This window comes from Floricoccus penangensis, from assembly GCF_001832885.1.
GTDB classification, from domain to species: Bacteria; Bacillota; Bacilli; order Lactobacillales; family Streptococcaceae; genus Floricoccus; species Floricoccus penangensis.
The window spans coordinates 124,613-144,871 of record NZ_MKIQ01000029.1 but is presented as its reverse complement, the minus strand read 5'-3'; the positions used below and the strand labels follow the sequence as shown (position 1 = coordinate 144,871).

Annotated in this window: 17 protein-coding genes and 2 pseudogenes; 15 read left to right on the top strand and 4 right to left on the bottom strand. The window is 32.2% G+C overall.

The annotated features are described in order from the left end of the window. The coding region (locus BG262_RS10940; protein WP_233278847.1) for a hypothetical protein at positions 1-332 on the bottom strand (332 nt) is incomplete at its 3' end. Positions 333-348: 16 nt separating this feature from the next. Between BG262_RS10940 and BG262_RS11060 the strand changes: the two are divergent. Further along, positions 349-444, top strand: a pseudogene (locus BG262_RS11060) (LPXTG cell wall anchor domain-containing protein); the annotation flags it as partial. Between the two features lie 153 nt (positions 445-597). Then, the gene (gene icd / locus BG262_RS09125) at positions 598-1,860 is read left to right on the top strand and encodes an NADP-dependent isocitrate dehydrogenase (RefSeq protein WP_070788584.1); all 1,263 of its coding nucleotides are present in this window, start codon (positions 598-600) and stop codon (positions 1,858-1,860) included. Between the two features lie 101 nt (positions 1,861-1,961). On the opposite strand, the gene BG262_RS09120 is transcribed toward icd, so the two are convergent. After that, positions 1,962-3,233 carry a replication-associated recombination protein A gene (locus tag BG262_RS09120; RefSeq protein ID WP_070788583.1) on the bottom strand — a complete coding sequence of 424 codons (1,272 nt, stop codon included), beginning with the start codon at positions 3,231-3,233 and terminating at the stop codon, positions 1,962-1,964. A gap of 266 nt (positions 3,234-3,499) precedes the next feature. Here BG262_RS09120 and BG262_RS09115 point away from each other — a divergent pair, with 266 nt between their 5' ends. From BG262_RS09115 to BG262_RS09100, 4 genes are all read left to right on the top strand, one after another. Beyond that, entirely contained in the window at positions 3,500-4,063 is a 564-nt protein-coding gene (locus tag BG262_RS09115; protein ID WP_070788582.1) for an HD domain-containing protein, read from the top strand. Between the two features lie 325 nt (positions 4,064-4,388). Continuing rightward, on the top strand, positions 4,389-6,035 hold the full coding sequence (locus tag BG262_RS09110; RefSeq protein ID WP_070788581.1) for a phosphoenolpyruvate carboxykinase (ATP): 1,647 nt from the start codon (positions 4,389-4,391) through the stop codon (positions 6,033-6,035). 94 nt (positions 6,036-6,129) lie between these two features. Next, entirely contained in the window at positions 6,130-7,659 is a 1,530-nt protein-coding gene (locus BG262_RS09105; RefSeq protein WP_070788580.1) for a phosphohexomutase domain-containing protein, read from the top strand. After that, positions 7,649-8,230, top strand: coding sequence for a GNAT family N-acetyltransferase (locus BG262_RS09100; protein WP_070788579.1), 582 nt, complete (start codon positions 7,649-7,651; stop codon positions 8,228-8,230). Before BG262_RS09105 ends, BG262_RS09100 begins: the two co-directional genes overlap by 11 nt. Before the next feature lie 52 nt (positions 8,231-8,282). On the opposite strand, the gene BG262_RS09095 is transcribed toward BG262_RS09100, so the two are convergent. Continuing rightward, positions 8,283-9,689 (bottom strand): MFS transporter, encoded by a 1,407-nt coding sequence (locus BG262_RS09095; protein ID WP_070788578.1) that lies wholly within the window; start codon positions 9,687-9,689, stop codon positions 8,283-8,285. Positions 9,690-10,355: 666 nt separating this feature from the next. On the opposite strand from BG262_RS09095, the gene BG262_RS09090 reads away from it, so the two are divergent. From BG262_RS09090 to BG262_RS09075, 4 genes are all read left to right on the top strand, one after another. Beyond that, a complete protein-coding gene (locus tag BG262_RS09090; protein ID WP_070788577.1) occupies positions 10,356-10,976 on the top strand; it encodes an NAD(P)H-dependent oxidoreductase in 621 nt (206 codons plus the stop codon). 31 nt (positions 10,977-11,007) lie between these two features. Beyond that, positions 11,008-11,259, top strand: coding sequence for a hypothetical protein (locus BG262_RS09085; RefSeq protein ID WP_070788576.1), 252 nt, complete (start codon positions 11,008-11,010; stop codon positions 11,257-11,259). 199 nt (positions 11,260-11,458) lie between these two features. Further along, positions 11,459-11,878, top strand: coding sequence for a MarR family winged helix-turn-helix transcriptional regulator (locus tag BG262_RS09080; protein WP_070788575.1), 420 nt, complete (start codon positions 11,459-11,461; stop codon positions 11,876-11,878). Positions 11,879-11,996: 118 nt separating this feature from the next. Further along, positions 11,997-14,312, top strand: a complete 2,316-nt coding sequence (locus BG262_RS09075) for a glucosaminidase domain-containing protein (RefSeq protein WP_083312965.1) — start codon at positions 11,997-11,999, stop codon at positions 14,310-14,312. Between the two features lie 119 nt (positions 14,313-14,431). Here the strand turns inward: BG262_RS09075 and BG262_RS10450 are convergent. Continuing rightward, positions 14,432-14,560 (bottom strand): annotated as a pseudogene (locus BG262_RS10450) (transposase); the annotation flags it as partial. A gap of 230 nt (positions 14,561-14,790) precedes the next feature. Between BG262_RS10450 and BG262_RS09070 the strand changes: the two are divergent. From BG262_RS09070 to BG262_RS09050, 5 genes are all read left to right on the top strand, one after another. After that, a complete protein-coding gene (locus BG262_RS09070) occupies positions 14,791-17,295 on the top strand; it encodes a heavy metal translocating P-type ATPase (protein WP_070788574.1) in 2,505 nt (834 codons plus the stop codon). 194 nt (positions 17,296-17,489) lie between these two features. Next, entirely contained in the window at positions 17,490-17,687 is a 198-nt protein-coding gene (locus BG262_RS09065; RefSeq protein WP_070788573.1) for a heavy-metal-associated domain-containing protein, read from the top strand. Continuing rightward, positions 17,680-18,012 (top strand): rhodanese-like domain-containing protein, encoded by a 333-nt coding sequence (locus BG262_RS09060; protein ID WP_233278846.1) that lies wholly within the window; start codon positions 17,680-17,682, stop codon positions 18,010-18,012. Before BG262_RS09065 ends, BG262_RS09060 begins: the two co-directional genes overlap by 8 nt. Positions 18,013-18,062: 50 nt before the next feature. Then, on the top strand, positions 18,063-19,121 hold the full coding sequence (locus BG262_RS09055) for a hypothetical protein (RefSeq protein ID WP_158006667.1): 1,059 nt from the start codon (positions 18,063-18,065) through the stop codon (positions 19,119-19,121). Positions 19,122-19,395: 274 nt separating this feature from the next. Then, the gene (locus BG262_RS09050) at positions 19,396-20,238 is read left to right on the top strand and encodes a PRD domain-containing protein (RefSeq protein WP_070788570.1); all 843 of its coding nucleotides are present in this window, start codon (positions 19,396-19,398) and stop codon (positions 20,236-20,238) included. Positions 20,239-20,259 lie beyond the last annotated feature (21 nt).

Here is a 20,259-nt window from a genome sequence, read left to right as displayed (position 1 = left end):
ACAAGTGAGCCAACAGTACCAACAAGTTCAAGTACAAGTGAGCCAACAGTACCAACAAGTTCAAGTACAAGTGAGCCAACAGTACCAACAAGTTCAAGTACAAGTGCACCGACAACACCAACAAGTTCAAGTACAAGTGCACCAATAACATCATCAAGTACAAGTACACAACCAAGTACAAAACCAAGTACACAACCAAGTACAAAACCAAGTACACAACCAAGTACAAAACCAAGTACAAAACCAAGTACAAAACCAAGTACAAAACCAACAACCTCTACAAAAGCAAGTAGTAAAAAAACTGTAACTAATAGTAAAAAATCTAATAACAAAAAGACACTACCAAAAACAGGTGAGTCAACTAACTTATTACTTATTACTTTTGGTCTATTAATGACTGCAGTGAGTATATTCTCATTCGGTTTAATTAAGAAAAATAAATAATTATAAAAAACTGCAAGTAATACTTGCAGTTTTTTATGTAAATCATGTTAAAAAATCTGACATCAATTCCAGTTTTTAATTGGTATTTACCGATTTTTAGTGTATAATTAAAAAATACAAATTTTCTGTAAATTCTAAAGGAGCTATTCTATTATGAAAGAAATTGATGTGATTAAAACTAATTCAGCTTTTGCAGGTAAGGAAGTAACAAGAATTCCAGTAATTGTGGGAGATGGAATTGGTCCAGAAATTTGGACAGGTTCAAGACCAATTTTAGATAAAGCAATCAAAAAGACTTATGTACACCGTCGTATTGATTGGGTAGAAGTATTGGCTGGGAAAAATGCATATGAAAAAACTGGAAAGTGGTTACCCAAAGAAACGTTAGATGCAATCCGAGATGACAAAGTTGCAATTAAAGGACCACTTGAAACGCCAATTGGTATTGGTCGTCGCTCTTTAACAGTTACAATGCGACAAAAATTTGACTTATATGCATGTGTTCGACCTGTACGATATTTTGAAGGAGTCCCATCTCCTTTGAAAGAACCAGAAAAAACAAATATGACAATTTTCCGTGAAAATACTGAAGATGTATATGCTGGAATTGAGTTTGCTCAAGGTGAAGAAAATACAAAAAAACTTATTGATTATCTCCAATCATTCTATGATGAAGATAAATTTAGGTTTCGTGATACAACAGCCATCGGTATAAAACCAATTTCAAAGGAAGGTAGTTTGAGATTAATTACCGCAGCTATTGATTATGCAATTGAAAATAATAAAGAATCGGTGACTTTAGTCCATAAAGGAAACATTATGAAGTTTACTGAAGGTGGATTCGAAAAGTGGGGATATGAACTTGCTGAAAGAAAATACGGCGATAAGATTTTCTCAATGAGAACTTATAGAAGATTACTTAAAGATGGTGGAAGAGAAGTAGCTGATCAAGCATTGAAAACTGCTCAAAAAGAAGGCTTAGTAATTATTAAAGATATTATTGCTGATAATTTTCTCCAACAAATACTTTTGCACCCTGAGAACTTTGATGTAATCGCCACAACAAATCTTAATGGTGACTATATGTCAGACGCTCTTGCTGCAGAAGTTGGTGGTATCGGGATTTCGCCAGGTGCAAACATCAACTATGATACGGGATACGCAATATTTGAGGCAACTCACGGTACAGCACCAGATATAGCAGGACTAGGCAAAGCTAATCCTTGCTCATTCATTCTTTCCGCATGTATGCTCTTAGATTATATTGGGATGCCAGAAGCATCAGATTTGATAACAATAGCAATAGAAGAAACATTTAAGGAGAAGAAAGTTACCTCAGATTTTGCCTCGCTCATGGATGATGCTCAGGAGGTTTCAACAAGCGAATTTTGTAACATCATTTTGGAAAAAATTTAAATTAAAATTATCCAGTAATTGGCAGAGTATATTTAAACTCTGTCTTTTTTAAAACAAAAAAATAAACCTGTAATGTTTACAAATTTACTTTTTCTTATATATTATTTTTTATCCTTTTTATTTTGTTTCTTTGCTTCTTTTATGTCATTTAATCTTTTTCCTAGAGCAGCTTCATATCTACCTTGATCTTCAGAATGAAAGTAATCTGCATTTTTAATTTTTTCTGGAAGATATTCTTGATCAACCCAATGATTTGGAAAATTATGAGGATACTTATATCCTTCAGCACGACCTAATTTCTTCGCTCCAGAATAGTGACCATCTTGAAGATGTGAAGGTATAGGTAGATTTCCGTGGCTATGTAAATCGTTAAGAGCTTCTGAGATTGATGCATAGGCAGAGTTTGATTTTGGCGACAAAGCTAAATCAACTACTATATTTGCAAGAGGAATCCTTGCTTCTGGGAAACCTAATCTTTCTGCAGCAGTCACAGCAGTAACAGTATGGACAGCAGCATCTGGATTCGCAAGTCCAATATCTTCATAGGCAATTACAGTCAACCTACGTGCTAGACTTTGTAAATCTCCACCCTCAATTAAACGTGCAGTATAATGAAGAGCAGCGTTGACATCACTTCCGCGAATCGATTTTTGAAGAGCGCTTAACAAATCATAATGAGCATCGCCATCCTTATCAAATGTGAAAGCTTTTCTTTGTAAACTATTCTCCATATCAGTCAAAGTAACATGGTGATTGTCTGACGATAATACTGCAAGTTCAAGAGAATTATATGCTGAACGAACATCTCCATTTGTAGATGAAGCTAAAAAGTTTAATGCATCATCATCTAACTGTACTTCAAAGTCAAAACCATTCTCTTTATCATCAAGAGCACGCTCGATTGCTTTTTTCATATCATCAGTAGTTAATGGTTTCAACTCGAATATTTGTACTCGACTTCTAACGGCTGGTACTACTGAAAAATAAGGATTTTCAGTTGTTGCACCAATAAGAATTATTTCTCCATTTTCAAGAAGTGGAAGTAGGAAATCTTGTTTAGGTTTATCTAATCGATGTATTTCATCTAAGAGAAGGACAAGTTGACCTGAGAATTTTGCCTCCTCGGCGATCTCCTGAAGTCTTTTTTTACTATCTGTAGTCGCATTAAATGTTCTAAATGCCATATTAGCAGTACCTGCAATTGCGCTGGCAATACTAGTTTTCCCAATTCCTGGAGGCCCATATAAAATCATTGATGATAGTAATCCAGTTTCGACCATACGACGTATTATTTTTCCATCACCGACCAAATGCTCTTGACCAATAATTTCATCTATATTTCGAGGACGCATCCTCCTAGCTAAATTTTGCATATATTAAATTCCTCGTAAAAAACTTTGTATTTGTTAACTTAATGGTAACATTTTAAGGAGGTCTTTTCTACTTATGAGACTATGAATTAAATAGTTCGAAAAATACTAGATATACACAAAGAATACATGAACTTTTTATCTTTTTTTGATACAATTATATTGTAAAATTGTAAGCGCTTAAAACTTAACTGAATTAAATGCTAAGCTTAAAACGACTAAAATCTTATAAAGAAAAAATTATTTATTTAAAAATGGAGGAATGGATAATGGATCTTATTGTTCAAGAAGCAAAAGACTTTGCGTACAAAGCTCATAACGGGCAAGTAAGAAAGGGTGGAGAAAGACCATTTACTGATCATCTTGATTCTGTATACTCGATATTGAGCTCAGAAATTCAACATCCCAATATTTTAGCATCAGCTTGGTTACACGATACTGTTGAAAATACTGATACCGAAATAGAAGATATCTATAAAAATTTTGGAAATAGAGTTGGATTTTATGTTAAGTTAGAGACAGAAAACAAGGCGCTTCCGTGGAAAGAGCGTAAAGAAGAGCAAATCAATCACTTTAGAATGCTCGATTCAATATATAATAACTTTAGGTGGCTTCCTTTAGCTGATAAGCTTGCTAATCTTCGAGAAATTAAAAAAGAATATGATGTAATTGGTGATGAAGTATGGGATATATTTAATAATAATAACAAAGAAGATCAATATTGGTATTATTCTTCCTTCAGAGACTTAGTTTGTAAAAATGTTTTTATTGAAAAAAGCAAATCAATAAAAGAATATAATGAAATTTTAGATTATATTTGGGGTAAACATTAAAAATTAAAGAATCATCAGATTATATATTTGATGGTTTTTATATTTAAGTATATGCTATGTTAAAAAAATAGCCCTCATTAACAAATTGTTAAATATCAGTTTTTTTTTACTTATAAAATAGCTAGTCAAATTTACTTATAAAATTTTTGAAAAATAAAAAGTCGTAAAATGAGCAACCATCATATGAAATCTTAAATTCTCCCAAAAAAATATTTTATATTTTGTGTTTTTTTACTGATTTTTCAAAGACATTTAGTCGCAAGTGTTATATAATTAACTTATAAATGTAAGCCTTTACTTTTTAGAGAAAGATGGAGAAGAAAATATGTCTACAGTTGAAACTTTCAAAAGAGATCAAGTTAACAGTGAAAATAAATTATTATCAAGTTTTAAGGCAATAATTGAGACTGCTTTTTATGGTAATAATGTTGAAAAAGTTGAAAACTTATCTCAAGCATATGAAATTGCAAAAAATGTTCCAGGAACTATTGTGACAGACATGCCAATTAGTCATAACGAGGACTTGGGGTTACCTGAAGATGCAAGTATCTTAGTATTCAATGATGGAAAAGTTGTTGGACGTACTGCAGCAGCACGTGTAATAATCGGTCAACCTGGTGTTGACGAAGACTATTATCAAGGAATCTTACGTGAAGCAATTTTTACTGGAAATAATCAAGAATTTTTAGAAGGAAATGTTGTTGTTGGATTGGATAGTGATTTCATGGCGCACGCGCATTTGATGGTTCCAAAACAATATGCGAACAATTTGTATTCATATTTAGTTAATTTTCAAATCGTAACTGAAAAAGAAGAAGAGTTATATAAAACTTCAAGAGATTATGATGAAGATGATATATATGTTTATGCAAATCCTGAATGGTCACATCCAGATTTTCCATATGGATTAGCTTTATTTGATCCAGCTCATAATGTAGCAGCAATTCTTGGGCTTCGATATTTTGGAGAACTTAAAAAAGCAACTTTAACTCTTGCTTGGGCAACTGCACACCGCAACGGATTTGTTGCTTGTCACGGAGGTATGAAACAATATCAATTACCTGATAAAAAATATACGATGGCAGCATTTGGATTATCAGGTTCAGGTAAGTCAACTATTACTTTGTCAAAACCAAAAGGTGATGGGAAAGTGGTAGTTCTTCATGATGATGCTTTTGTTATCAACCATGACAATGGTTCAACAACTGCCTTAGAACCTGCATATTTTGATAAAGTACAAGACTATGATTTGACAAAGGATGCAGTAGATTACTTTTTAACTTGTCAAAATGTAGGTATTACACTTGATGATGAAGGTAAAAAAGTGATTATCATGCAAGACGTTCGTAATGGAAATGGACGTACTGTTAAGTCACGTTATGTGACTCCAAATAGAGTTGACCATCTAGATGAAAGTATTGATGCTATATATTGGATTATGAAGGATGACAGTCTCCCACCAGTTGTAAAAATTGATGATCCAGTTCTTGCTGCAGTATTTGGTCTTACACTTGCTACAAAACGTTCAACTGCAGAAAATGTAGTAGGGAATGTTAACAGAGATGATCTTGTAATTGAACCTTATGCTAATCCATTCCGTTCATATGCACTAGGAGAAGACTACAAGGATTTCCGTAATTTGCTTGCAAAAGATGGTGTTGATTGCTATATCTTAAATACAGGCTTTTATGGCGATAAGAAAGTTACGCCACAAGTTACTCTTGGTTCAATTGAAAATATCATTAATGGAACAACTAATTTCATTGATTATGGACCATTGGAAGGTGTATCTTATCTTGAAGTAGATGGATATGATGTTGACTTTTCAGATCCTGAATATAGAGATAAAGTTCGTGGTCGCATGCAAACTCGTCTTGACTTTATCAATAAGCAAGAAGATATCTTAGAAGGATACCATGCATTGCCAGCTGAGGCGCGTGAAACAATGGAGAAAGTAGTTAACGCACTTTAATATTCGATTATTTAAGACCCATCAATCATATATTGATGGGTCTTTTGAGTTATTATTTGCTATAATGAAATTATCAAAACAAAAGGAAGAAAAAATGAATTTAGAGAAATTACAAAATGGTTCGGATATTCGTGGAATTGCTATTTCTACAGAAGAATATAAAGCAAATTTAACAACTAAGGAAGTTAAAGAAATTGCTAAAGGTGCAGTTTCTTGGTTTCGTTCAAAAAACGAAGATAATAATTCTAAATACTTAGCAGGTGATTTATTAGTTGGAATAGGTCGTGATAGTAGAATCACGGGTCCCACATTAAAAGATGCCTTAGTTGAAAGTTTCATTCAACAAGGAGTCAACATAATAGATTTCGGTCTTGCTACTACACCAGCCATGTTTATGGCGACTCAATTCGAGCAATTTAACTGTGACTTCACCATTATGCTTACAGCCAGCCATCTTCCATATTATTTCAATGGACTCAAATTCTTCGACAAAACTGGAGGTGCAGAAAAATCAGATATTAAAGAGATTCTTTCGAGCACTTCTACTGAAAATATAAATGGGAAAACAGGCGTAGTTGAAGAAGCGGACCTTCTAACTCCATATGCAAAAGATATGGTTGAAAAAATAATTGTAGGAGCTGGAGGAAATGAAAAACCTCTTGCTGGACTTAAAGTAATAGTGGATGCAGGTAATGGGGCAGGTGGATTCTTTGCTGAAAAAGTTGTCAAGGAACTTGGTGGAGATATTACTGGTTCTCAATTTTTAGAACCTGATGGAACTTTCCCAAATCATATTCCAAATCCTGATAACAAGGAAGCTATGGAAGCTATTAAGTCTGCTGTTCTTAATAATAAGGCTGATCTAGGAATTATATTTGATACTGATGTTGACCGTTCAGCTTTGGTTACAGCAACTGGTGATTTATTAAACAGAAATAACCTAATTGCTGTTCTTAGCCATATTGTGCTTGACGAATATCCCCATACAAGTATCGTTACAAATTCTCCAACATCAAGTCACCTTAAGACATTTATTGAAAGTCTTGGTGGAAAACAAGTTCGTTACATTTCAGGATATAGAAATGTCATTAATAAGGCCATTGACCTTAACAGTGAAGGTGTTGAGACACATCTAGCTATAGAAACTAGTGGTCACGCTGCTTTCAAAGAAAATTATTTCCTAGATGATGGAGCTTATGTTGTCGCTAAAATATTTATGCTTTTACCTAAACTTACGGAAGAAGGTCGTAGTCTATCTGATTTGATTGAAAATCTTAATCAACCATCAGAAGTTCAAGAAGTCCGTTTTAAACTTGAAGACGATGATTATCGTAAACTAGGAGAAAGAGTTATTTTAGATATTGATAATGCTGATGTATCTGGATTTAAAATTGATACTGCAAATCATGAGGGCATTAGATTTAATACTAGTGGTAAATATGGTTCAGGTTGGTTTTTACTTCGCATGAGTTTGCACGAACCACTTTTAGTTTTACAGGTAGAAAATGATGAACCTGGGAAAGTAAAACAGGTTTTAGAAGACTTAAAACCTTTCTTTGATAATTACCCAAATGTTAATAAAGAAAAATTAAATGAGGTTTTATTGGAATTAAATGGAAATTAGGGGATATTGTGTCGAAGATGAGAGGGAGTGGGTTGAATGTAGGCTACTTTCCTTCTTAGATTCTACCTACTATAAGGACGTTAAAAAAGAAAAAGAAAAGTATCCAAATCATTCATTAGAATATCTAGCAATTGAAGATGGAAAAGTTGTTGGTTTCATTGATGCCGAATTAAATTCAGATGATTTGACACAAAATAAAGAAAACGGAGCCATTATCTGGAATCTTGGCGTACTCCCATCTTATCGTGGTAAAGGTATTGCAAATTCCTTATGGGAAAAAGTTAAGGAAGAACTTAAAAGAAAATCTTTTTCCTACTGTGAACTTTGGACACAGGATGACAAGGCAGCAAATGATTTTTACAGAAAAGTTGGTTTTGTACAAAAAAGTGAATTTACTTATCTCAGATGTAGACCGAAAGAAGTTACACAGACAATAAGACTTTCTGATGCTGACGTAAATGATTATTTTGCTGAAGATATGCTTTTTCAGGCATCGTATTCGGAAAAAGAAAAACTAGAAAAGATTTGCAAAGATGTAGTTGAAGTAAGACTTTATGCTATAAATATATAAAAAAAGCGAAACCATAAGGCTTCGCATTGATAATTGGACTTTCATAGTCCTTTTATTTTTTGTTTTTTACTTGGTTCATTCCGTTAAAGAAAATTGCAAGTACACATATTGCAAGTGATATTAGGAATGTGACGTGCATTGCACTTACAAAGTATGAGCTATTCTCTGTAATGCTTTGCATGTGGTGACCTGCGAACTTATCAACTGAGAAATTTAGAACGAGAGTTGATATTGCAACCCCAAGTACCATTCCAAGGTTTCGAGATAAGGCGTTTAAAGCACCTGCTATTCCAAGGTCTTTTGGTTCAACTGAACTCATAATAATTGTGTTGTTTGGAGCTTGGAAGAGTGTATTCCCAAATGCTGAAACGGCAATACCCATGATTACTACAATAATTGAAGTATCAATTCCCCAGAAGCTATATAAAAGTTGACCAATGGCTAGTAACACAAGACCGAAAAATGTAAGTCTTTGTTTGTTGTATTTATCTGCTAATGCACCCGCAATAGGAGAAAAGACGATTTGAATTAGTGGAAAGACCATCATAATAAGTCCAGCCTTACTTGGATTATAACCACGAACCTCTTGAAGATAGAAAGGCATAATCATTGTATAGAAGAATGCTGAAATGAATACTAGAAATGCACTTATTAAACTACCTGTAAATAGTTTATTTTTAAATAAACTTAAGTTAATCAAAGGATAATCAATACTATTTTCGACCTTAATGAAAAGATAGAAGGTAAGAATACAAATAACTAAGCAAACAAGCGTTAAAATATTTGTAATTCCCTTATCTTGAGTCAGAGTAATGAAACCATAGAAAGATAGAATAACTGCTGAAAGTGTGATGGCACCTTTGTAATCAAGTTGAGTATTTTTAGCAGGATGATTTTTAGGAAGTACAAGGAAGCTTGCGATGATAGCAATGATTCCGATTGGGATGTTTATTAAGAATATATAGTGCCATGTGAAGCTATTTAGAATCAAACCTCCGAGACCTGGCCCTGCAATAGCGCCGATTGATACGAAAGCACCAACAGTTCCTAGAGCTTTACCACGCTGATTTGCTGGAAATGCTTCAGTGATTATTCCGTTGTTAGTACTCATAGTCATCCCTGAACCAATAGCTTGGACAACCCTAGCACCTATAAGCATTGGAAGACTAGTGCTGATACCACATAAGAGTGAGCCTAGAACGAAAATAATACCTCCAATTTTGAAAACCTTTGATTTTCCATATAAATCTCCTAGTTTTCCGAAGGGAAGTAGACTACAGCAGATTACCAAAAGGTAACTAGATACAATCAGACTACCTTGACTCTGTGTAATATTCAGTTCCTTACAGATTGTTGGAAGAGCGATATTTACGATACTTGAGTCTAAAGTTGACATAAGCACGAATATGCAGACTGTAATTAGGATAATAATTTCTTTTGATGTTGATTTTTTTTGCACAAGAACTCCTTTTCTTTTAATTAATTGATTTTGTAATCATAAATAAATAAGCGATAAAAAAGATTTTAACACTTATTACTTTTAATTACAACTTTTTAGTTGACAACTATCTAAATAAAATATATTCTTTAAATACATAAACTTGTAATTACAAGTTTATGAAAAAAACAGTTATTTAAAAAGTTATATATAGAATTCATGTAGATAGATAACTAAAAACAAGACAAAATTTCATTAAATATTATAACATATATGCTAATGGCTAAGTCAAACTTTGTTTATTAATAGAAGAATTATTAATATTTATTACATATGAGCCTTTGAACTTTAAATCTTTTAAATAGTCTTTGCTCATTATTTAAAAAATTTATTGTTTAAATGTCCTTTGTTTTATTTAACTTTAGGTCACGGTTAATAAAAAATATAGTTGATTAAAATAGAAATAAGACAAGGCACTTCGCTACGCTACGATGTCCATAGAACTTAAATTGCTAAAGCAATTAGTTCTAATGGCGACGAATTGATGATAGAACTAGCGTTCATCGAGATGAGTCACTACGCGTTGCTACGATGTCGATTATACTTTAACAAGCAAGCTTATTAGTATAAATCGCAACGAAGTATTAATCTATTTTTAAGTGACTATAATAATCAAGGAGATTAACTATGGCAAACCTATTAGCAGTTAAAAGTCACCCGTTGAATGGTGAAAACTCAAAATCAATGAAAATTTTTGAAGAATTTTTAAAAGCGTATCAAGAAAGTCATCCAAAGGATAATATTGAGATTGTTGATTTATATAAGGAAGACTTTCCAGAAATTGACTTAGATATCATGACAGTATGGAATCATTTACAAGCAGGTAAGGAATTCAATGATTTATCGAATTCACAAAAAATAAAAGTTTTTCGATTTAATCAATCAACTGAACAGTTTTTAAAATCAGATAAAGTGGTGGTGGCAAATGGACTGTGGAATTTGAATATCCCTACTCGACTTAAAGCATGGTTTGATTCAATAAATGTTGCAGGGAAAACTTTTAAATATACAGCTCAAGGTCCAGTTGGACTAGTAGAAGGAAAAAAGGTTCTTCATATACAAGCAAATGGTGGAGTATGTAACGGTCAAGACTTATCATCTCAATATGTTAAAACAATCTTCAATTTTATCGGGGTTAGTGATCTTCAACAAGTGTTTATTGAAGGTGCAGATTATGATCCAAGTAAGTCAGAAAATATTGTAAATAGTGCGATTGAAAAAGCAGTTTTGACTTCTGAAAAATTCTAGTTGAAAAAATAAAAAAAAAGGAGAAGTTACGATGTCAAATATTTTTTTCTCACCCCAAGTAATTATTCTTATGATGATTATTGTTCTAACAATCTTAATGTTAGCATTTACAAAAAATAATCTTCAAAAAAATTACTGGGTATTATTTTTAAACCCTTTAGCAATAATTGGGCAATTTGTAGGACCAAAAACAAACAAAGCAGCAGTGGTGATTCTTCTAGGATTATATGTATTTAATCTCTATGCTATCTATAAGAATAGATTAAAAGCGAAGAATATATAAGATAATCGTGTATAAACAAAAGACAAAACTAAATTTTAGTTTTGTCTTTTTATTTTGTATTTATATAGAGATACATATTATTCTATGTATGATATAATTTGATGCATATCGGTAGTAGACATAATCGATAATGAATAAAATAAGTGATAATAAAATATGTTTTAAATAGTTAATGAAGAATTATAAAATTGAGGTTAAGATGGAAAAAAACAATCTAAGTATTTCTGAAAAAATATATCATATAAGCAATCTACAGCAGGAATATATTGGCGAAAAATTTAAAAAAATAAATTTAAATAGTCAGCAATCTAGATGCATTAATTATATTCATGAACATCCAGGAGCAATACAAAAGGATATTGCAAAGTATATAGGTAAATCAGATGCTACTGTTACTAATATACTTAAACCACTTGAAAAAAAAGATTTGATTATTAGGGAGACTAAGAAAGATAATGAGAGACAAAAAAACTTATATCTTACTGAATCTGGAAAAAAGTTAGCTTTAGAAATTGGAGAAATTTTTGCAGGAATGATTGCATTAATTGAAAAAGATTTCACAGAGAATGAAATAAATGAACTAACTTCTTATTTAGATAGAATTGAAAAGTCTTTTTAATTTAAGTTGATATGTATTTTACTGTTTTTCGTATATTTTTATATAGCTCTTTCTTGAAAGAGTTATGAAAATTAGCTATAATTAGATAAGTTATACAATCTAGGGAGGATAGTATTAATTGGAAAATAAAAAAATTAGAAAGTCACTTTCAAGTGCAAGTTTGATGCTGTTGCTTTTTTCGCAATCAGCACCCATTTTAGCAGCTGCAACAACTGTTGATGAAAAACAGCCAACAGTTGCTAATTCAACTACTGAAAATAAAAGTAATATAGATCAAAAAGCTACTCAAGAAACTGTTGTTCAAAATGTAATTGTTGAAAATACAACAACTCAGCAACCAGCCAGTCCTTCATCTGGAGTTGTTGTTGAACCTGAGGTAACAGCACCTTCAGTTCAAACTACACCTTCAGTTCAAACAACAACTGAAGAACTGGTTAAGCCATCAGAAAGTAATCCAAACATAGACGATAAAGTTGTTACTGAATCATCATCTGAAACTTCAGCGCCAGTTGAGTCTACAGAAAGTTCATCAAGTTTACCACAGACATCTGAGTCAAATTCTGTGGGTTCTACTGGTTCTTCTAGTACAGTAACTTCAACTTCTAGTAGTAATAGTTCAAAACAGAGTACGTCAAATTCTAGTAATGTGACTTCAAGTTCAAAAACATCAACTAGTTCAAATACTGTACCATCATCTGACAATAAAAAGCCAAATGTAAATAATAGACAGCCATCTACTGGTTCTGATAAGGACCAACAAAAAACAACTGAAAGTACTCAAGTATATTCTCAGAATCAAAATGTAAATCCATATATCACTGGTACAATTAGTGCGGATAATGTTTCTAAAGATTTGCTTGTTGATAGTATTACTAAATCAAATCTAAATGGTTTTGAATTACCTTTACTTTCATTGCTTGATGACAAAGCTCAGGCTGCAATTATTGTTGAGGCATTAAAACAACTTGGGAAACCATATGATAAAGACGCAGATAAAGTTCAAGATGATAAAGAAAAAGATAAATCTTTTAACAATCAATATTTTACGAACTACGTCTACAATAAGGTTTTTGGTGTTTCATTAGGTAATAATGTCGATGAGATTAGCAAATCTGGGGAAAATATTGAATCTAAAGAAGCTAGAGTAGGGGATATTTTAGTATGGAAAGATTCAAATAAAGTTGGAATATACTTAGGAAACAACAAAGTTATAATGTCTGACGATTTTCCTGAAGAGTCGAAGAAAACTGAATCTTCGACCGATAAATCTGAAACAAAAACTGATGAAAAATTAGAAGAAAAACCAAACGAAAAATCAGGAGTTAAAATTTTAACTCTTAGTACAAAGAATACAAAAAAATCTGAAAAAGCTAAAGATTTAAAATTAAAATATGATCGAATTGAAGCTCCTGATTATGCTGTGAAAACTTCTGAAGATAAGAAATTAAACACATATGGAGAAAGCTTAGTTAAAAATTATGCTGCTTCCTTAGATTATAAACCAACTCAGGCAACTCGTGATTTTGTTGAAAGCATTGGTGAGAGCGCAAGAGAATTAGGTCAAAAATATGATGTATTTGCATCAGTTATGATTGCACAAGCTATTCTTGAGAGTGGATCAGGCACAAGTGGTTTATCTCGTGCACCATATAATAACTTATTTGGTGTAAAAGGTGGGGGTGGCCAGGCTTCGGCTGTTTTCTCTACCCAAGAAGATAATGGAAGTGGACAATTGTACACTATCCAAGCACCATTTAGAGTTTATGCAAGTGCTTCTCAATCTCTAGAAGATTATGTAAGTCTTATCAGAGAAGGAATTGGTGGTAATTCATCAATTTATAAAGGTGCATGGCGTTCTGAAGCGAAGAATTATCTTCAGGCAACTGAGCACTTAACAGGAAAATATGCAACAGATACTCAATATAGTAATAAATTAAATTCTATTATTGCAGCTTACAATCTTACTCGTTTCGATGATCCTAAGGGTAGTGCGGGGGTTTCAATTCAAAGTCTTGATGGAATTCCAGAACAATATAAAGAGGCGATTGATTTTCCAGAATACAACGGATTTGATTATAATCTGAGCGGTTCTTACCCAGCAGGTCAATGTACTTGGTATGCATATAATCGTATCAAGCAGCTAGGTGGAAACATTGGTGAAACAATGGGTAACGGAGGAGACTGGGGAGTTACTGGCCTTGCAAGAGGCTATAAAGTATCTTCAACTCCAGAAGCTGGTGATGCAATTAGCTTTAGACCAGGTGTAGCAGGTGCTGATGGTTTTTATGGTCACGTAGCATTTGTTGAAGCTGTTACAGCAGATGGAATCTTAATTTCTGAAAGCAATGTTTTAGGTTTAGGAAAGATTTCTTATAGAATTATTCCTAATGATGTTGCTCTTTCAAGTGGTGTAACATACATAGCTCCAAAATAAAGAATTAGAGCTCTTTGTCAATTGTTGTGGATGTATAAAATATATGCTCAGTTAATAAGAGTTTGAGTAGCACGATAATCGTGCTACTTTTTTGTTTATAAAATTATATTTCTTTGATTAATCAGGATCCTTTTATTTAAGTTATTAAAGTTCCTATACCCATATGATATTCTCTTTATTACTTTAATATTGTTGTTCATGTCTTCAATTTTGCCATTGATACAAGGAACCATTATTAAAGTATATATATTTTCTTCCATGGAATGTTTTTGTAATTATTAACTAATGTCATATGAATTTTATCTACTCATACTAGAACCCCCTACACATATGAGGAATAGCGATCTTATGATCATCATTTTTTTATAAAAATTATATGAATCAATTGACATATGTTTTTAACTAGTGTATTATTTATATATAAAGTTTACAAATGTAAACGTAATTTGATGTTTTACTTAACAATGGAGGTGGACTTGTGAAGGAAGTTTTTACTATAGAAGGTATGTCATGTGCATCATGTGCCCAGACTATTGAAAAAGCAGTATCTAAACTTGAGGGTGTTAAAAATGTCAATGTGAATTTGGCAACAGAAAAGATGACTGTTGAATATGATCCAGAAAAAACAAATATATTAGAAATTGAAAGTGAAGTTGATAAAGCAGGATATAAGGCTATGAGTAATATTAAAACTCAGACATTTGATATAGACGGAATGTCTTGTGCATCATGTGCCCAGACGATTGAAAAAGTAGTTGGTAAGATTGAAGGTGTTTCGGATGTGAATGTCAATCTTGCTACTGAAAAAATGCAGGTTTCATATAATCCAGATCAAACTTCTATACCAAATATAGTTCAGGCTGTAAAAGATTCAGGGTATGATGCTATCGATCCAGAAGCACGAAATAGTAACTTTGATAACATATCTTCACAAGAAAAAGTTAATGGTGAAGCTGAAAATAAAATTGATAAGAAACAAGCTCATATTGATGATATGTGGCATAGATTTATTTGGTCAGCAATTTTTACAGTTCCTTTGTTATATATTTCAATGGGACATATGATTGGCTTACCTTTACCAAAATTCCTAAATCCAATGATGAATCCAATTAATTTTGCACTTGCCCAATTAATTTTAACAATACCTGTTCTTGTAATTGGTCGTTCATTCTTTAATGTTGGTTTTAAGTCTTTATTCAGAGGTCATCCAAATATGGATTCACTCGTTTCTTTAGGAACCAGTGCAGCATTTCTTTATAGTCTTTACGGAACATTTGAAGTAATAAAAGGAAATCATGAATTTACGATGAACCTTTATTATGAATCTGCTGCCGTAATTTTGACCTTAATAACACTTGGAAAGTATTTTGAAGCTGTATCTAAAGGAAAGACATCCGATGCGATTAAAAAACTTATGGGATTAGCTCCTAAAACTGCTAAGATTGTCAAAAACGGGCAAGAAATTGAAATCCCAATTGAGCAGGTCCAAGTTGGTGATATCATAATCGTTAGACCAGGTGAAAAAATCCCTGTTGATGGTCAAATAACATCAGGTCAATCTTATGTTGATGAGTCAATGATAACTGGAGAAAGTATTCCGGTTGAGAAAAAAATTAATGATAATGTAATTGGAGCAAGTATCAATAAAAATGGTAGCTTCCAGTTCAAAGCAACAAAAATCGGGAAAGATACGACCCTTGCTCAAATTATCAAGTTAGTAGAAGACGCACAGGGTTCAAAAGCACCGATTGCGAGACTTGCTGATAAGGTTTCGGCTGTATTTGTCCCTATAGTAATCGTTCTTGCTATTATCTCAGGCCTAGCTTGGTACTTCTTAGGTCATGAGTCTTGGATTTTCGCCTTAACAATTACGATTTCAGTTCTTGTAATTGCTTGCCCTTGTGCTCTAGGGCTTGCTACTCCGACAGCAATAATGGTTGGAACTGGTAAAGGTGCTGAGAACGGTGTAATCATTAAGAGCGGTAATGCACTTGAAAAAACTCAAAAAGTGACAGCCATAATTTTTGATAAGACAGGAACTATCACCGAAGGTAAGCCAAAAGTGACTGATATAATCCCACTTTCAGATTATTCAAATTCAGAAGTATTAAGACTTGCTGCTTTGGCCGAAAAAAACTCAGAGCATCCTCTTGGACAGGCGATTGTTGAAGAAGCTACTGGGCAAAATATTAACTTAAATGAAGTTGAAAACTTTGAGTCAATAACTGGTCAAGGACTAAAAGTAACAGTAGATGGGAATGTTCTTTTAATCGGAAATAAAAAGTTAATGGAATCAAACAATATAAATGTGTCTGGTCAGTCAGAAAGTGTTTCTTCAGAGCTTGCAAATCAAGCAAAAACTCCTATGTTCGTGGCATATGATGGTATAATGATTGGTGTAGTAGCTGTTGCTGATGCAATAAAGGAAAGTAGTAAAAACGCTATCAAACAACTGCATGAAATGGGAATTTATGTGGCTATGGTAACTGGTGACAATGAAAAAACTGCCGTATCAATTGCTAATCAGGTTGGAATTGACCGAGTGGTTAGTGATGTTATGCCAGAAGATAAGGTTGCAGAAGTTAAGAAACTTCAGTCTGAGGGTTATAACGTAGCAATGGTTGGTGATGGCATAAATGATGCACCAGCACTTGCTCAAGCTGATATTGGTATGGCGATTGGTGCAGGAACGGATATTGCTATCGAATCCGCAGATATTATTCTTATGAAGAGTGATCTTATGGACGTCCCAACTGCAATTGAGTTAAGTAAGGCAACTATAAAAAATATTAAGGAAAATCTTTTTTGGGCATTTGCTTATAATATTTTAGGAATCCCAGTAGCAATGGGAGTACTTCATATATTTGGTGGGCCACTTCTTAATCCGATGATTGCAGGAGCAGCTATGAGCTTTAGTTCAGTATCAGTACTATTAAATGCACTAAGACTGAAAAGATTTAAACCATCTTCAGTGAAAGACTAACATTTAATAATCGACATCGGCTTATCTCCAATTTATAAATAAAATGAAAGAAGGAAATTATAATGGAAAAAACTTACAAAGTAGAAGGAATGAAGTGCGACTAAAACTGTCAAACTTCGTTTGACCTAGTTTTATCGACATCGTAATAACACGTAAAAGATAATTAAAAATAAGAAAGAAATTGGAGAAAGAAAATGATTAATACGTATAAAGTAGAAGGAATGAAGTGCCAAGGATGTGCTGATAACATTGAGAAAGCATTCAAAACAATCCCAGCTGTTGAAAAAATTCAATTTAACCTTGATGATAAGACAGTAACAGTCACTGGTGATGTAACTATTGAAAATTTACAAGATTCATTGAGTGACACAAAATATAAGTTAAGTGTGTAATATCATGATTGAACAAATTTCAACAGCTGAATTAGAAAACTTAATTAATAAAGATCAAAATGACTCTTTAATCATAGTTGATGTAAGGGAACCATATGAGTATGAAGAAGGCCATATTGCTAATTCGGTGAATATACCCCTAAATCAATTACCGTTAGCGCTTGAATCATTTGAGGAAGACCAAAATTATTATATGGTTTGCCATCTTGGGCAAAGATCCATGCATGCTTGTAATTACCTAGCAGCCAATGGTATTAAAACTACTAATGTCATTGGTGGTATGGAAGCATGGGTTGGTGATATTGAGATAGGAAATCAATACTAATTATTGTAAGGTGAGAAATGGATATAGGGCTTATATTTTACAATCCTACTATGAATAAGATTTATTTAAAAAAAGTAGATGAGAATATTTTTGATATCATTAAATTTGAAAAAGAAGATTTTATTAATCAAGTTGAAAATAAATTTTCAATCTCTATTGATGAAAATGAATTATCTGAAGTTTTCAACTTAAACAATACTAAATACTTCTTGTGTGAATCAGATACTCTTAATGCAAAAGATATTGAATGGGTTAATTTATCAGAGTTAATCAGTGAAAGTTTTATTAATGATGATGAGAAAAGAAAAATTTTAAATTATTTTTATCGTTTGAATAAATTGAAAAAAGAAAAATTATTTTTTGATTTAAAGAGCGAGGATAAAGATAAACAAGAAAAATTAGAAAAATTTATTCTTAAAAAGAATAAAGGAATATCGAGCGACGTAAATAGTAATAAAGAAATTATTATAAGTAATTCTAGTAATGAAATTAATGCTTTAAATATTGATATTGATAAGTACTCAGCTCATTCACTAGAAGACTTATATCAATTTGCAATGGAAGAAATATATCAAGAATTTATAAATATTGTTTCTCTTAATACAAATTTCTCAACTGCTACCTATTATGGATTGACAGGATTAACTGAAAGTGGAAAATCATATTACTCAAGTCAATTGGACAAGAATTTCAATTATTGGAATTTGAAAATTAGATATTTTATTGAGGAAGCAAAGTTCTTAATTGATGAAGGACAAAGTAAATTACTTGAGCTATATTCAATAAATCTAATGCTTGATTTTGCAATCTTTCATTATTATAAAGACTCATATGCAGTTGAGAGTGTTTACTCATTAAACTTTCATAATCAATTAAAAGAAGTTTTTGGCGAAAACTATAATTTAATTTTTATTGATGCTCCAGAAAATATTCGAGTTAATAGATCAGAAGATGCAATAGAGACTCTTAAGAAAAAAGATATTAAAAAGAAGGCATATGGTATTGATAAACTAAAAGATAAGGCAGATTTAATAGTTGATAACTCTAGAACTGTGTCATATTCAAATGAACAAATTAAAAATTTTATTGGATGTAAGGGTGTTCTTTAATGTTCTAATTTCATAAAATATAACTTTTTTTTAAAAAAGTTATTGACAAAAAGACAATTGGTCTATACAATTAATTATGTTAACAAATTATCTCATGTGACTAGGTTGGACTAGGCATGGAAGAAGGTTGATGCTGAAGAAGCATAATACTTTTTCTATGCCTTTTTGTTTGTTTATCTTTAAAAAGAACATTAAACATTATATAATCATTTTATTGGCCTTAAGATGATTAACCAAATCACGAGGTATCCTGAACTGCAGAAAAGGAAATGTTATGAAAATCAAAAAAATCTTGAATCAAAATGCTGTTTTGGTTGATGACCAGGGAGAAGAAAAAGTTGCCATAGGTAAAGGGATTGGCTATGACAAAAAAAGAAATGACCTATTATTCTCAAGGGAAATTGAGAGGTTATTTATTCTTGAGCCTGAAGGTCAATTGAAACTTCAAAATTTACTTAATCAAATTGATGAAAAATATCTATTTTTAGCTGAAAAAATTATTGATCGTGCTGAAACTGTTTTAATGGAAAAGTTAAATGAGCACCTCCTTATCGCCTTAACCGACCATATAGCATTCGCAAGTGAAAATATTTCAAATGGAATTTTAGTGAGAAATAAGCTTTTAAAAGAAATCGAAGTACTTTACAGTGAAGAATTTGCTGTTGCACAGTGGGCAATCGATTACCTAACAAAAGAGCTTGATATTCCATTCTCCTACGACGAGGCTGGATATATCGCAATTCATATTCATAGTGCAAGAAGCGGACAAAGTAATAATCATCGAAGTATAAGAGAAGTAACAATTATATCTGATATTATTTCAGTTATTGAAGATAATATTTCCGTTAATTTAAGAAGTGAAGATATGGCACTTCATTATTCAAGACTAGCAAACCATTTAAGACTTTTACTTCAAAGATATCACAATCAAAATTATGCAGCCCTTGATGATGAGATTGTAGAAATTGTTAAGAGAAAATACTCTGAAAGCTATGAAATAGCCAAAATGGTACGTGTTCTCTTAATGAAACAATATCAACTATCAATTACAAGTGAAGAGCTTGGCTACTTGGCAATTCACATAGAAAGACTAAGAGTAGCGACAAATAAGAAGTGACGAGCCGACTGTTTAGAAGGT

What these genes read in the sequence shown, in the direction of transcription:
- icd (WP_070788584.1), top strand. Translation starts at nt 598, where the DNA reads ATGAAAGAAATTGATGTGATTAAAACTAATTCAGCTTTTGCAGGTAAG.
- BG262_RS09120 (WP_070788583.1), bottom strand. Translation starts at nt 3,233, where the DNA reads ATGCAAAATTTAGCTAGGAGGATGCGTCCTCGAAATATAGATGAAATT.
- BG262_RS09115 (WP_070788582.1), top strand. Translation starts at nt 3,500, where the DNA reads ATGGATCTTATTGTTCAAGAAGCAAAAGACTTTGCGTACAAAGCTCAT.
- BG262_RS09110 (WP_070788581.1), top strand. Translation starts at nt 4,389, where the DNA reads ATGTCTACAGTTGAAACTTTCAAAAGAGATCAAGTTAACAGTGAAAAT.
- BG262_RS09105 (WP_070788580.1), top strand. Translation starts at nt 6,130, where the DNA reads ATGAATTTAGAGAAATTACAAAATGGTTCGGATATTCGTGGAATTGCT.
- BG262_RS09100 (WP_070788579.1), top strand. Translation starts at nt 7,649, where the DNA reads ATGGAAATTAGGGGATATTGTGTCGAAGATGAGAGGGAGTGGGTTGAA.
- BG262_RS09090 (WP_070788577.1), top strand. Translation starts at nt 10,356, where the DNA reads ATGGCAAACCTATTAGCAGTTAAAAGTCACCCGTTGAATGGTGAAAAC.
- BG262_RS09085 (WP_070788576.1), top strand. Translation starts at nt 11,008, where the DNA reads ATGTCAAATATTTTTTTCTCACCCCAAGTAATTATTCTTATGATGATT.
- BG262_RS09080 (WP_070788575.1), top strand. Translation starts at nt 11,459, where the DNA reads ATGGAAAAAAACAATCTAAGTATTTCTGAAAAAATATATCATATAAGC.
- BG262_RS09065 (WP_070788573.1), top strand. Translation starts at nt 17,490, where the DNA reads ATGATTAATACGTATAAAGTAGAAGGAATGAAGTGCCAAGGATGTGCT.
- BG262_RS09055 (WP_158006667.1), top strand. Translation starts at nt 18,063, where the DNA reads ATGAATAAGATTTATTTAAAAAAAGTAGATGAGAATATTTTTGATATC.
- BG262_RS09050 (WP_070788570.1), top strand. Translation starts at nt 19,396, where the DNA reads ATGAAAATCAAAAAAATCTTGAATCAAAATGCTGTTTTGGTTGATGAC.